This is a genomic window from Campylobacter coli LMG 9860 (genome assembly GCF_000254135.1).
In the GTDB taxonomy this organism is placed as follows: domain Bacteria; phylum Campylobacterota; class Campylobacteria; order Campylobacterales; family Campylobacteraceae; genus Campylobacter_D; species Campylobacter_D coli.
In genome coordinates this window covers 1-553 of sequence record NZ_AINS01000002.1, presented here as the reverse complement: position 1 = coordinate 553, position 553 = coordinate 1, and the positions used below count along the sequence as shown (strand labels likewise).

The following is a 553-nucleotide window of genomic DNA, read 5'->3' as shown; positions in this document are numbered from 1 at the left end:
CCTGTGGTTCTAAATTGCTTTAAAAGCCTGTATAAAGTTTTTGTATATTTACCGCTAAGTTCTGCAAATTCGGCTAATTCAAAGGCTGTGAAACCAAATTTTTTATTTATTATCATATCGTAAAAACGACTTTGTAAAGTTATATGCACTTCATCAGCAATAATATTTGCTTCTTCAAAACAAACAAAATTATAAATCGTTCTTTCATCTTTTTGGTATGAAACAAGAAAATTGCAAAGTTTTTTCAAGCAATCATCAATGGCAAAGAAAATTTCTTTATAGTCCATTTTACTATCGTTTAACCGACATAATTCAATAAACTTCTTTTGCGGAATAATTATTTTTCTTTTATCAGGGTTAAAAAACTTTTTTAAAAATGGCGTATTTTCTTTTTTGTCTTTGGTTAGCGAGATAATAGCCATAAACATATCCATTTGTATGGCTTTGAGTTCAGGCATAGGTAAAAGATTAAAATCATTATTATATTTAACTATTTCGCTCATTTGCATATCCAAAGTAAGACAATCAAGGCAAGGGGCTTTTCTGCCCCTGC

General features: G+C 29.5%; 1 protein-coding gene. It reads right to left on the bottom strand.

The features are described 5' to 3' along the window. Positions 1–503 (bottom strand): replication initiation protein (locus CCO88_RS00385; RefSeq protein ID WP_042966051.1); only part of this gene is annotated, 503 nt, incomplete at its 3' end. Positions 504–553 lie beyond the last annotated feature (50 nt).